Raw genomic sequence first — 13029 nt, forward strand, 5'->3', positions numbered from 1 at the left:
CCACTGTAGAGCCAGCAGGGTGTATCGACAAAGACAGTTTGGCAAGGCGATTGGGGAAGCCTAGGTTTAAGGGCTGGGCAAAGGCAAGCTTTTCACTACAAAACCGCAATTCAGTTACTCGAAAAATCCGACATAATTGGCTTTGAAAGTTTGAATATGAAAGGTTTGGCTAGGACTGGGATGGCAAAATCTATCCTAGATAGGGGCAATTTCTGTCTATTGTCGCCCACAAAAAAATAGCGGTGAATGCAAACGGCACCACCCAAAATTCCTCCAATTGCGGCACTCCCGTATCTAAGACGATTGCAGGCCGAGGGCATTGACTGTCGTCCTGTTTTCGGGAGTCGTTGCGTTTCAAACCCGATTAAGACGCTCCCCAGGCGCTTTGCGCCGCTGACGCGACCCCCCTAGCCTTTCTTCTTCTTTTTGGGAGAGGGGAGTTTTTTTATAGACAGGCTTTTAGCTTTTTCAGCACCGCTCGATCCAGTACCAACAGGGCTGAGTGCAGGCCACCTGAGTAGCCCCAGAGAAAGCCCACCGGCAGGTGACCTTTTGGTGCTTCCAGGTTGGTCTTGAGCTCCCCATACCCCAACCAGCGGCCCTGCACCCGCCAGCCGACTCTTTCTCCCATGCACGCTTCGCGGGGCAACGCCAAGAAGGAGCCCGATCTGATCCCGCCTCCCGCCTCGGGATCACACTCCTGCCAGAGCTGCTTCTGGACGGTGAAGCCGAAGCGCCCATGGCTGGCCTGCATCCACAGTTGGTCGATCAGCCGCAACAGCGGGCAGGGGAAAGCCTGAACATCCTTGGGATCGAAAAAGCCCACCTGGGATCGCCCGCCCAGCTTTAACATCAGGGCCGTCGTCCAGCGATCCGCTTCCCCCCACCGCCCGGCCCGCAGCCGATCCCACAGCCCTTGTAGGGCGGGAGCCGCTTCTCCCACCCAGTCTGGCCAGGGGAGAGTAGCGGGCAGGGATCCCTCCCAGCTCCCTTGCCTTTCTGGACAGATCTCAAAAGGAACCAGGGATCCGGATGCCCCCTCTTTTTTCTTTATCGTGGCAGGGGTGGGGGGCGCCACTATTTGCTCCAGCTCTTCTGCTGAGTGCTGGGCCAGGAGCTGTTCCAGCTCATCTTGAGGTTGCCGGGCTAGAAGCTGCTCTAGTTCCTGCAGATCCTGGGTGCGAAGGGCCGGCTCAAAGGCAACCGGCTGCTTCTTCTCTTCTGGAGAGACCGCTGCCGGCAACAGGGCCAGCCACTCGGACATGGTTTGCGGGCGCTCTTCGGGGTGGAGAGCCATCCCTTTGAGGATGGCGGCCTCTACAATCTCGGGAATGCTGGGGTTGAGGCTGCGGGGGGTATCCAACTGGCGGCCTGTGGCCCGCACCGGCGCACACAGGGGCACCATTCCTGTCAGCAGGGTGTAGAGGGTCGCTGCCAAGGCGTAGACATCGGTGAAGGCTCCGCGGCGGCGTAGGCTGTCGTATTGTTCCAGAGGGGCGTAGCCATCGGTGCCGTAGGAGGTGTGGCGCTGGATCAGACCTTGGGCGTAGGCCCGCGCCAGCCCAAAGTCGATCAACACCGCTTGCCCAGATCCCTCCCGCACCAGGATGTTGGCCGGCTTCACGTCTCGATGCAGAATCCCCTGTTCGTGCAGGGCCATGAGGGCGGATCCCACCTCCCGCGTCAGGCGCAGGGCTTCCGGCAGGGGCAGCGGCCCCTTTTGCCGCAAAAGCTGGTGCAGAGTCTGGCCACGGATGTACTCCATCACAATGCACCAGCAATCCTGCTCCCAGATCACCTCTTCCACCTTCACCACATGGGGGTGGCGGCAACGGGCCAGTTGCAGCGCCTCGTTCATGAAGTTTTGCTGGAAGCGGGGATAATCGGGATCCTCGCGGATGCTGTCGTTTAAGACCTTGATAACCACATAGTCAGCACGGACGCTATCCCAGGCGCGGTAGGTGATGCCAAAGCCCCCTTCCCCCAAAATGGCCTCGATGCGGTAGCGCCCCCCCTGCAATTCTTCGCCAACTGCCCAAGCCATACGCGATCTCGCTCCCCGCCTCTAGGGCTATTCTGTCACGGGGATCAGTAAATAGACGGCACATAGAACTGCTCGTTGCGGGGCGGCCGCCGATAGAGCTCTCCTGGCGGGCGCGGCGGCAGCTCTATCGCCTCAGGGATTAAGTCTTCGTAGGGGATCTTGCTGAGAATGTGGTGAATGCAGTTGAGACGGGCCCGCCGCTTGTCGTCGGCCTCCACTGTGAACCAGGGGGCCTCGGGAATGTTGGTGTGGGCTAACATCGCGTCCTTGGCTTTGGAATACTCGACCCAGCGGTTGCGGGACTCCAGATCGATGGGGCTGAGTTTCCAGCGTTTGAGCGGATCCTTCACCCGTTTTTGGAAGCGGCGCTCCTGTTCTGCGTCGCTCACGGAAAACCAGTACTTCAAAAGGATAATGCCGGAGCGCACCAGCATGCGCTCAAATTCGGGACAGGAGCGCATGAATTCCTGATACTCTTCCTCGGTGCAAAAGCCCATCACTCGCTCGACTCCGGCCCGGTTGTACCAACTGCGATCGAAGATAACGATCTCGCCGGCAGCGGGGAGATGGGCCACGTAGCGCTGAAAATACCATTGGGTGCGCTCTCGGTCTGAGGGCACCCCCAGGGCAACCACCCGGCAGCCGCGGGGATTGAGGGGTTGGGTCAGGGTCGTGATCATGCCCCCCTTGCCGGCAGCATCGCGCCCCTCAAAGATGATCACCACCTTTAGGCCCTGGTGCTTTACCCAGTACTGCAGCTTCACCAGCTCCACCTTGAGCGGGAACAAGGCTCGCTCGTAATCTTTGCGGGAGAGTTTGGGGCGCTCAGGGGCAGGTTTCGAGATCCCGCCGATTTTGAGCCATTTCTTCTTTTTGCCCTTAACGTTCGGCTTCACCTCAGAGAGAGGGGTTTCAGAGGAAAGGTGGGGTTCGGGGATCACAAAACAGCTCCAAAACTGGACTGACCAGGGGGTTGGTCGGGGCCAGGATCCCAGCCTACCTGCTCAAGAGCCCACCGGCAGCACCCCCGTCTTCACCTGGAAGGTGCGCGCCTGGCCGTCGCGGATGACCCGCAGCGTCAGCGTCTTGCCCACCCCCGCCGCTTCCACCAACTGCTGCACCTGCTCGGCATTGCGGATGGCTTGCCCATCGATCTCGGTGATAACATCCCCCTCTTGCAAGCCAATTTGCTCAGCCGGGGAGCCGGGAATTACCTGCCCGATCAACACCCCCTCTTGCACCGTCAGCGGGGTGGGGCGGGCCGGGTCACGGTTGAGGCGGGCCACCAAATCGGGACTGAGGGTAATCATGCGAATGCCCAAGAAGGCATGCTCCACCCGGCCATTGCGGATGAGTTGCTCGGCAATTTCCATGGCGCGGTTGATGGGGATGGAAAAGCCGACGCTCTGGGCCCGCTGGAAAATGGCCGTATTCACCCCAATGACGCGACCTTCCGCATCCAGCAGCGGGCCGCCCGAGTTGCCGGGATTGATGGCCGCATCCGTTTGCAGGAACGTCACCCGCTTGTTGGTGGCCCCAATCTGCCCGGAGGAACGCCCGACGGCGCTGATGATCCCTGCCGTTACGGTGTTGTCCAGGCCCAGCGGGTTGCCGATGGCGATGGCCCAATCCCCCGGCCGTACCTGGTCGGAGTTGCCCAAGGTAACCGTGGGCAGATTTTCGCCCTCGATCTGGATCACGGCGATGTCGGTCACCGGATCGGAGCCTTTGACCTCCCCTTCAAAGGTGCGTCCATCCAGCAGATGAACCCTAACCCGCTCGCTGCCTTCTACCACGTGGGCGTTGGTGAGGATGAGGCCGTTGGCATCGATGATGAATCCGGATCCGGTGCCTTCCTGCTGAAACTCCTGCGGCAGTTGCGGGATTTGTCCCCCAAAGAAGCGACGGAACAGGGGCTGGTTAAACAGCTCGGGATCGATGGGGCTGGCTACGGTGCGGGTGGCATCGATGCGCACCACCGCCGGGCCGACCTTTTGGGCAACAGCGGCAATGAAATTGGAAGGCCGCACGGCATCGGCGGGAGAGGCAGACTCAGGCAGAAGGGATCCCACCCCCCCGCCGGCCCGCTGCGACCAAGTGGCAAGGGGAGTTTGCTGCAGCCATGCTTGCCCCGCTCGAGACGACAGCCAGACTCCACCGGCAACGCCGCCGCCGAACAAAGCCATCGCCAGAAGTGTTTGCCGTAGAATCCGCGCCATGATCCCTCCCAAAGCTAAGCCGTATTGCCGAGAAAACAAATGCGAAGATGGAAAGAACCTGCGCCAAATCTGCCAACTGACGCCAGCCCAGTCCAACTTTACGTCTATTCTACCCACCCTCACCCATTCCTCTAGATTGGTAAGGGCTTTGCGCTTAACTTAGCAAATCTGGCGGGCAACGGCAGTGCTCAAACGCCCAATGACGATCGGCAATTCGAGCAAGCTCCCCTCTTTGTTGCCCCAGGGGCGGGATCCGTGGCAGCGCCACCGCGCCTGGATGCAGTTGGCCCTGCGAGAAGCCGAGCGGGCAGGAGAAGCTGGGGAGGTGCCGGTGGCAGCTCTGGTGGTGGGGCCGGGGGAAGAGTTGTTGGCCCTGAGCGGCAACCGGCGGGAACGGGATCGGGATCCCACCGCCCATGCGGAGATTTTGGCCCTACGGCAGGCGGGGCAGCGCCTGGGCGACTGGCAGTTGCAGGGCTGTCGGCTATATGTCACCCTCGAGCCCTGCCCCATGTGTGCGGGGGCGATCAGCCAAGCGCGGTTGGCCCAGGTGATTTACGGCGCCGACGATCCCAAGGCCGGAGCGCTGCGCAGCGTGCTCAATGTGCCTGCTTCTGCCGCCAGCTTCCATTGCCCAGAGGTCATCGGCGGGGTTTGCGAGGCCGAGTGTCGTCGCTTGTTGCAGCAGTGGTTTTGCCGCCGGCGGGGGATCCCCCTGGCAACCTAATGGGGAACTTGGGCGACAAAAAGGTCGGCTTGAAGTCGTGCATCCGCGAGAGGTTTTTGATACTGTCATATCGGCTAAGGCCTCCGGCCCGCTAACGCGAGCGGCTGGCCGGGATCCCCTAGGACAGGCAGCGGCTTGAGTTTCGGGTGAGTTTTGAGATCTGCCTTCTCAGGCCTTGCTTTGTAGATTTTCTGGTGGATCCCTTCCTCGCCCATCGGTGGGCAGGGGATCCGCTGCTCATAGGTGGTCTCTACCCAGAGGAGTGACGTGTGAGTGTAGCCCTCTTTTCCTCTCCGGTTGTGTCTCCGCTGCCCTCGGCTTGGCTGAGGGGGATCGGCCTTCTGGTCTGGGCCTGGCTCTGTTTGGCCTTCCCGGTGCAGGCGCGGGTGCTGCTGCGGGTGGGGATTGCCGTCAACAAGCCGCAGGTCAGGCTTGGCAGCTCTGCCCCGGCCCGCCTGTTGAACGCCCAGGGACAGCCACTGGCCGAAGTTCCGGCCATGCAGCCGCTGCAGGCCAGCCGGATAGGCTCGGCGGTCAGTTTGGCCGGCCAACAGGGAGAACGCCTTTACCTACAGCCCACTACCCCCGATGGGTTGGTGTTCATCGACCAGAACTGGTACCGCGGCTGGGTGGAGCTGATCCCCGGCGAGAGTGGGGTGATCGCCATCAACCAAGTTGGCTTGGAAGACTACGTTTCCAGCGTGGTGGGCAGCGAGATGGGACATCGTTTTCCCATGGAGGCCCTCAAAGCCCAAGCGGTGGCCTCCCGCACCTACGCCCTCTACCACCGCAGTCGTCGCTCCCAGCAGCCTTTTGACTTGGGAAATGGCGTCGATTGGCAGGTCTACAAAGGGGTGGCCGCCGAATCCAACCGCACCCAAGCGGCAGCCCGCGAAACCGCCGGACAGGTGCTTATCCACCAGGGGCAGTTGATCAATGCCGTTTTCCACTCCTCCGGGGGCGGGCACACGGATGATGCAGGGAATGTCTGGTTAGAATCGCGGCCCTACTTGCAGGGGGTGCCCGATTTCGATCACCACTCGCCGGTGTTTAGCTGGACGGCTACCATTCCCGCCCAGCAGCTCCAGCAGTTGGCCGGCGGGATCGGAGCCATCCGTTCCATCGAGATCCTGCGCAGCTCCCCCTGGGGACGGGCCATCACCCTGCGCCTGGTGGGATCCCAAGGCAGCAAAGACGTCAGCGGCAGCGAATTCCGGCGGGCCCTGGGGTTGCGCAGCACGATGATCGCCATCAGCCCCCGCGGGGAGACGGCCACTACAGCCAGCCTGACCCCTATTGCAGCAGCCTCACCGGCTTTCTTCGAGATCCAGGGGCGCGGCTACGGGCACGGGGTAGGCATGAGCCAGTGGGGAGCTGCCGCCCTGGCCAGCCAAAACTACTCCTACCAACAGATCCTCAGCCACTACTACCGCAACACCCGCCTGGCCGTGGTGGAAGGACGCTAGGGCTCAACTTCGGGAAAAAACCCACAAAATAACCGATTGGTAGCAAAAGTAGCTGTAGTTTTTAAGAGTTTGTGGGTAGCAACATTTTGATCGCTCTGGAGAAGTTTCCTGAGAGTTCGTTGGGGTTCTGCAGATCTTGTTAACTCTGATGCCGCACCCTCTCTTGAGTCTGGCGGAATCGAAACCTGGTCTGCTGGTGGTCGCTGTTTTTGAGGGCTCCACGCCACTGTGGCAAGATCGAGGAAAGCTCCGCAAAAGCTGAGTTGCGTCTCCTGAAGATTTTGTAGAGATCTTGAATTCTCTTCTGCGGATCCTCAGGATCGGCTCAATAATAATTGAGATACGTTTACCGGGATCGACCTCTACCTCTTCTTTTTCGAGCCCATAACTTTAACCTCAGGTATCTGCCCTATGTCCATTGCCACCTTAGCCCCCGCTTTTCCTGAACGTTGCCCGGCGCTGCCGCAGGCGCTTACCCCTTTGTGCGAGATCGCCCGCAACTACTGGTGGACTTGGAACCCCGATCATCTCACCATTTTCCGGGAAATGGATCCTGCCCTGTGGGAAAAAACCTCTCACAACCCGGTGCGCATGCTGGAGGAGGTTTCCTACTTGCGCCTGGCGGCCTTGGCTACTGACGTCAACTACCTCAACACGTTGAACCGGATGGTGCAGTCCTATCGGCAGTACATGGCGGCTGAGGATACCTGGGCCAAGCGCACCATGAAAACCTACGACTGGCAGCGCCCCATCGCCTATTTCTGCGCTGAGTATGGCCTACACGAGTCTTTGCCCACCTACTCTGGGGGCTTGGGTATGTTGGCCGCCGATCACCTCAAGTCGGCCTCCGATTTGGGAGTGCCCCTGGTGGCCATTGGATTGCTCTACCGTCAGGGCTATTTCCAGCAGCGCCTGGACACCAGTGGCTGGCAGGGGGAGCTTTATGAAGACTCCGAGTTTGAGTCTTTGCCGCTGACCTTGGTGCGTCAGCCGGATGGCAGCCCTCTGTTGGTGGAAGTGGCGATGCGGCAACGGCTGGTGAAGGCGCGCGCCTGGCGGGCGGACGTGGGCCGGGTGCCTCTCTTGCTGCTGGACACCGACCTGGAGGAGAACGATCCCATCGACCGCTGGATTACCGCCCATCTCTACGGGGGCAGCACCGACACGCGCATTGCCCAAGAGTGTATCCTCGGCATCGGGGGGGTGCGTCTGCTGCGCCAGTTGGGCCTGGATCCCATGGTCTATCACATGAATGAGGGGCATGCCGCCTTCTTGACCTTGGAGCTGCTGCGGGAAGAGGTGGCGCGGGGCACGACTTTTGAGGCGGCGGAGGCCAAGGTGCGGGAAAAATGTGTCTTTACCACCCACACACCGGTGCCGGCTGGCCACGATGCTTTCAGCCCCAACGAGATGGATGCGTTCTTTGCTTCCTTCTGGCCACAACTGGGCCTGACGCGGGAGCAATTTTTGGCTTTGGGAGCTCGTCGCAGCGGGGATCCCTGGGAGCCCTTCAACATGACGGTGCTGGCTTTGCGCTACGCGCGGGCGGCCAATGGGGTAAGCAAGCTGCACGGACGGGTTTCTCGCGAGATGTGGCATGTGCTCTACCCCGAGCGGTCGGTGGATGAGGTGCCCATCAGCTCTATTACCAATGGGGTGCACGCCCGCACCTGGGTTTCCCCCCTCTTCTGGAACCTCTACGATCAGTACTTGGGCCCCGACTGGCCGGAGCGGGTGTCGGATCCGGAACTGTGGGCCAAGGTGGAAGAAATTCCCGATGAGGAGCTGTGGCGGCGCAAGGAAGCCCTGCGGGAGCGGTTGGTGTCTTTTACCCGCCACCGGGTGTTGCGGGCGCGGCGCAACCGCGGCGAAAGCAATGAGCGCATCCAGGCGGTCAACCAGTTGTTGGATCCCAAGATCCTGACGATTGGGTTTGCCCGCCGCTTCAGCACTTACAAGCGAGGAGATTTGATCCTGCGCGATCTGGAGCGAGTGACCCGCATCTTCACCAATAAAGAGTATCCTGTGCAGATTATCTTTGCCGGCAAGGCCCATCCGCGGGACGAGGGGGGCAAGCGCCTGATCCAACGGGTGGTGGAATGGTCCAATCGCCCTGAGGTGGCCAACCGGGTCGCCTTCATTGAAAATTACGATGCCTATGTCGGTCGCAACTTGGTGCAGGGGGTAGATGTGTGGCTGAACAACCCGCGACGCCCTCTGGAAGCCTCTGGCACCTCAGGGCAAAAGGTGGGCTTCAGCGGGGGGTTGAATCTGTCGGTGTTGGACGGCTGGTGGCCGGAGGGTTACAACGGCCGCAATGGCTGGGCCATCGGCCAAGAAATCGAAGGCTTGGATCCCGCTGCCCAAGACGATTTGGACGCCAACTCTCTCTACGATTTGTTGGAGTATGAGGTGATCCCCATGTTCTATGAGCGGGACGAGCAAGGGATCCCGCGCCGCTGGATTGCCCGCATGAAGGAGGCGATCCGCACCCTCAACCCGGTTTTCAACACCGACCGCATGGTGGCCGAGTACGTGTTGAAAATCTACGAGCCTCAGCCCCTGGAAGCAGAGGTGAGCCGGACTTTGTCAGGTTCGGCTGTGGTCGGCTAGGATCCCCCGGCCCCTCTCCCAGAGGGAGAGCCCTCACCCCCGGCCCCTCTCCCAGAGGGAGAGCCCTCACCCCCGGCCCCTCTCCCAGAGGGAGAGGGGAGATGGCTATCATCAGGCAAAAATCGAGATCCCTGCCCTCCTCAAGGGAAAAGGCAGGGATCCCAGGTCTAGGCACAGGAGAGGGGCCTAGGCGTTGGCGTTGAGGGTTACCGGGAAGGTCAGCGGCTCTGGCTCGTTTTCAGGCGGCAGCATCACCACCTCAGAGCTGTCGATGATCGCCTGCAGCTCTTCCCCATCGATGGTCTCGGCTTCCACCAAGCGGCGGGCGATGCGCTCCAAGAGGGCACGGTTTTCCCGAATCAGGTAGGTGGCCCGCTGGTAGGCCTCATTCACCAGCCGCCGCACCTCCTCGTCGATGAGGGCTGCCGTCTCCTCAGAGAAGTCCCGTTCTGCGGCGATCTCCCGGCCCAGGAAGATGTTGGCATATTGGCGACCCAGGGCCACATTCCCCAGGCGATCGCTCATGCCAAAGCGGGTGACCATGTTGCGGGCAATGCGGGCCACCTGTTGCAGGTCGCTGGCCGCCCCTGTGGTGATCTCCGACTCCCCGTAGATCACCTCTTCGGCCACCCGTCCGCCCAGGGCAACGGTCATCATGTTTTTCAGGTGGGCACGGGTGGTTAGCCCCATGTCATCATCGCTGGGCAGGAACCAGGTGAGGCCACCCGCCTGGCCGCGGGGGATGATCGTCACTTTTTGGATCGGGTCGTAGTTGGGCAAAAGGGATCCCACCAAGGCGTGGCCCGCCTCGTGGTAGGCCACCAGCTCCTTGCGCCGCTCGCTCATGAGGCGATCCTTCTTCTCCGGGCCGGCCAACACCCGATCCACGGCGTCGTTGATCTCGTCCATCGAGATCTCGGTGAGGTTGCGGCGGGCCGCCAAAATGGCCGCTTCGTTGAGCAGGTTGGCCAAATCCGCACCGGTAAACCCAGGGGTGCGGCGGGCCAATTTCTCTAGATCCACATCGGCGGCCAGGGTTTTGCCGCGGGCATGCACCTTGAGGATCTCCAGACGGCCCTGAAAATCAGGGCGATCCACCGTCACTTGGCGGTCAAAGCGACCGGGCCGCAGCAGCGCCGCATCCAACACATCGGGACGGTTGGTGGCGGCAATAACGATGATGCCGGAGTTGCCCTCAAAGCCGTCCATTTCGGTCAGCAACTGGTTCAGGGTTTGCTCCCGCTCGTCGTTGCCACCCCCCAGGCCAGCTCCCCGCTGCCGACCCACGGCATCGATTTCATCGATGAAGACAATGCAGGGGGCATTTTGCTTGGCCTGCTCGAACAGATCCCGCACACGGGAGGCACCGACCCCGACAAACATCTCCACAAACTCAGAGCCAGAAATGGAGAAGAAGGGCACACCCGCCTCACCGGCCACAGCGCGGGCCAACAGGGTTTTACCCGTGCCGGGCGGGCCCACCAGCAACACCCCACGCGGGATCTTGGCTCCCAAAGCCGTAAAGCGCTCTGAATTTTTCAGGAAATCCACCACCTCTGCCAGCTCCAGCTTGGCCTGCTCGATACCGGCCACATCGTTGAAAGTAATTTGAGTTTTCGGCTCCATTTGCACCCGCGCCCTCGATTTGCCGAAGTTGAGGGCCTGGCTGCCAGGGCCATTTTGAGCGCGCCGCAGCAGGAAAAAAAGCCCCAGCAACAGCAAAACAGGCAGGAAGAAGGTGCTGAGAATGCGCCCGAGGAGCCCTTCCTCCTGAACCGGGCGCACCGCCAGCTCCACCCCGTTGGCAACCAGGGTGTTTTCAAACTCTGGAGTAAGGGGGGGCAGATTTACCTGCACTTGGGTGGCGCGGTTGTTGATTTCTGCCTCGGCAATGGCCACTTGGCGACCATCCGGGGCCGTCTCCACCAAAACCTTGCTGACCTCGCCCCGTTCCACGCGGCTGATCAAGTCGGAGTAGCTGATCTCCAGGCGCTCAGCCGGGCGGGTGCCGAAGAAGGTGGTGGCCAAGGAGATCAAGACGATGGCCAGCAGCGCATACAACCCCGCGCTTCTCCATTTTTTGTTTTTACCTTTCTGACTCACGGAAGTGTTTCCTCCCAAAGGGTGTTTTTGAATCGAACTCGCAGATGGCCACTCGTAGGTAACAATCTGGGGTCGAGTAGGTTCTTGCAACAACAGACTGTTAATTAATATTAACCTGACTGAGAGGGTTGCCGAGGATCCCGGCAATCCTGCTCTTCTGGCGAGGAGTTTAGGGATAGGATCAAAAGACCCAGGCTGTGCCGTCAGCCAAGGGGGGTGTTTTTTTCTCATTCTCACCCATTCCAGCTTGCCCAAGGAGCCCCATGCTGACTCAACTGCGCCAACTGAGCATCGCTGCCGATGGGCGCTATCTCAGGGATGAGGAGCTGCAATTCATGGAAACCTACCTGGCTTCCTTTGACCTACGCCTGAGCGCCTATCGCAAGATTCAAGCGGCAGAAGCCCAGATTATCCGGGATGTGGAGATGAAAATGCGCGCGCTGGATCCCTACTTGCTCATGCGGGGGGTGGAAGACTTTAGTAACAAGTGGAAAGCTGACACCGTTCGGGTGCTGCGCCTTTCCGCCTTGGCCATGCTCTTGGACGATGAGCAACGCTACAAAGAGCGGTTTCTCTACTGGTTTCAGACCTTGATGCGGGCCTTCCGCACCCAACGCAGTTGCGAGGCAACCTACCGCTTCCTGCAAGAGGTGATGGCCAATTACCTCACCCCCGCGGAAGCCGACTTGATCAGGCCGATTCTGGAAACCAACCGCACGCTGCTGAGCCTCAACTAGGCAGCCGTCCCGGCAGACTCTGCTGAGTTGGCCGGCTCAACCAACTCTAGCTCATCGGCCTGCAGATGAGCCCGGAACTTGTTGCCAAACTGCACCTGAAAGGGAAAATTGGCGCTGATCGGACGGCCATTCCAATCCTGAATCACGGCCTTCAGCTCCCCTTCCATGCCTTTGAGGTCAAAAGGTTGATTGCGATATTCCGGGTGGTGATAGACGATCACGCTGGTACGCACCCGCACTCGATCTCCAACTTTCATGTCTTTTCCTCCCCAAAAAGTGGCCCACCAGAGAAACTGACTGAGAACACTCTAGCTCAATCTCTAAGCAAGTCTTCAAGATATGAAGAAGTATGTGGAAACTACCACAGGAGTTTTTGTTTTCTTTGAGTGGAGCGAGCATCTTTCCGCAAGCTCCAGCCACGAGCCTAGCCGAAGGAAGCCCCACTTTAAGCGAAGGGATCCCTCCTTGTACTCCAGCCGATCCAAGAGCACGGTCATTGCCCGGACCGCTTCCCAACTCCCCTCTCAGAGGTCGGAGGGCTGGAAGGGATCGCCTCAGCGGCACAGATCGATCTCAGGCAAGCTGGCAGCCGCTCAAACAAAATCCGTCAAATCTGTCTTCAATCAAACCAGTTGAAGCTTAGGCCGATGAAGCAAGGATGCTTGAAAAAAACAGAGCAACAAGATGGTGATTGTCCCTTTTTAGACAAAGGCAAAATCTCGATAAGGTGTAAGAGTCGAAACCTAGGGCTGAAAATTACCTTCAATAGCAAGCTAAGAGCTTAACTTGTTCCTGAGGTCTCAGTCCATAAACCAACATAAATTAGTTGGATAGTAAGTTTAAATAGTGAATAGATGTAAAGATTCATGTCAAGACCCAAAACTTCTTTACTCGACGTGGTACTCTTAATTATGAGATTAAAGTTAGGTTAAAACCATCAGCTACCTAGAGTTAAAACTACCTCTAAGTATTTTGTCTGGTTCTGGCTAAAGGCTCCTGGCCGCGATACTATTTACAACTTTTTGACTGTAACTTTTTACAACTTTTTTGACTGTAACTTTAAGGTTCAGTTGTCCTCCGACATGGCGCAAGATTTGCCCTCTCCATCGGGATCCCTGGA

9 protein-coding genes are annotated in these 13029 nt (G+C 59.5%); 4 read left to right on the forward strand and 5 right to left on the reverse strand.

Features of this window, described 5'->3' with window-relative positions; translation table 11 throughout:
* Positions 1–445: 445 nt before the first annotated feature.
* The 3 genes from NW857_RS01375 to NW857_RS01385 form a co-directional block, all read right to left on the reverse strand.
* The gene (locus tag NW857_RS01375; protein WP_414334946.1) at positions 446–2044 is read right to left on the reverse strand and encodes a protein kinase domain-containing protein; all 1599 of its coding nucleotides are present in this window, start codon (positions 2042–2044) and stop codon (positions 446–448) included.
* Between the two features lie 44 nt (positions 2045–2088).
* Entirely contained in the window at positions 2089–2898 is an 810-nt protein-coding gene (gene ppk2 / locus NW857_RS01380; protein WP_414334955.1) for a polyphosphate kinase 2, read from the reverse strand.
* Positions 2899–3048: 150 nt separating this feature from the next.
* Complete coding sequence (locus tag NW857_RS01385) at positions 3049–4263, reverse strand: HhoA/HhoB/HtrA family serine endopeptidase (protein WP_414367764.1); 1215 nt, start codon at positions 4261–4263, stop codon at positions 3049–3051.
* 199 nt (positions 4264–4462) lie between these two features.
* Between NW857_RS01385 and NW857_RS01390 the strand changes: the two genes are divergently transcribed.
* The 3 genes from NW857_RS01390 (at position 4463) to glgP (ending at position 9069) form a co-directional block, all read left to right on the forward strand.
* Positions 4463–4990 (forward strand): nucleoside deaminase, encoded by a 528-nt coding sequence (locus NW857_RS01390; RefSeq protein WP_414334948.1) that lies wholly within the window; start codon positions 4463–4465, stop codon positions 4988–4990.
* Between the two features lie 269 nt (positions 4991–5259).
* Complete coding sequence (locus tag NW857_RS01395) at positions 5260–6456, forward strand: SpoIID/LytB domain-containing protein (RefSeq protein WP_414349018.1); 1197 nt, start codon at positions 5260–5262, stop codon at positions 6454–6456.
* A 411-nt stretch (positions 6457–6867) separates the two neighbouring features.
* A complete protein-coding gene (glgP, locus tag NW857_RS01400) occupies positions 6868–9069 on the forward strand; it encodes an alpha-glucan family phosphorylase (RefSeq protein WP_414367766.1) in 2202 nt (733 codons plus the stop codon).
* Between the two features lie 186 nt (positions 9070–9255).
* Here glgP and ftsH read toward each other — a convergent pair whose 3' ends face one another.
* On the reverse strand, positions 9256–11172 hold the full coding sequence (ftsH, locus tag NW857_RS01405; protein ID WP_414349016.1) for an ATP-dependent zinc metalloprotease FtsH: 1917 nt from the start codon (positions 11170–11172) through the stop codon (positions 9256–9258).
* A gap of 263 nt (positions 11173–11435) precedes the next feature.
* On the opposite strand from ftsH, the gene NW857_RS01410 reads away from it, so the two are divergent.
* A complete protein-coding gene (locus tag NW857_RS01410; RefSeq protein ID WP_414334952.1) occupies positions 11436–11909 on the forward strand; it encodes a phycobilisome protein in 474 nt (157 codons plus the stop codon).
* Here the strand turns inward: NW857_RS01410 and NW857_RS01415 are convergent.
* Positions 11906–12166 (reverse strand): ferredoxin-thioredoxin reductase variable chain, encoded by a 261-nt coding sequence (locus NW857_RS01415; RefSeq protein WP_414334953.1) that lies wholly within the window; start codon positions 12164–12166, stop codon positions 11906–11908. The two genes, NW857_RS01410 and NW857_RS01415, sit on opposite strands and share 4 nt — an antisense overlap.
* Between the last annotated feature and the right edge of the window lie 863 nt (positions 12167–13029).

The sequence above is a fragment of the Synechococcus sp. H55.9 genome (assembly GCF_047462355.1).
Taxonomy (GTDB): Bacteria; Cyanobacteriota; Cyanobacteriia; order Thermostichales; family Thermostichaceae; genus Thermostichus.